The 272-nt window shown below is 59.9% G+C and carries 1 pseudogene; it reads right to left on the reverse strand.

Features of this window, described 5'->3' with window-relative positions:
• Positions 1-272 (reverse strand): annotated as a pseudogene (locus E5X34_RS32765) (alpha-glucoside ABC transporter permease); the annotation flags it as partial.

Consider the following 272-nt stretch of genomic DNA (forward strand, 5'->3'; position numbering starts at 1 on the left):
GAAATACTGGATGATGGCGTTGAGCAGGCCGATCTGCGTCTGGCCCGCGCCGCGATACTCGTAGATGAATTTCCAGATGACGCTGGCGCCGACAAACGAGATGGCCAACGGCAGGAAGATGAGGCTCTTGGCGATGGTGCCCCACCAGATCTTGTCGGTGAGGACGGCGATGATCAGCCCGAAGAAAGTGCAGGCGGCAGGCACGACCGCCAGCCAGATGATGTTGTTGAGGAGGGAAGTGCGGAACTCGCGGTCGCCGAACGCCCATTCAT

It is taken from the genome of Mesorhizobium sp. (genome assembly GCF_004963255.1).
Lineage (GTDB): Bacteria > Pseudomonadota > Alphaproteobacteria > Rhizobiales > Rhizobiaceae > Mesorhizobium.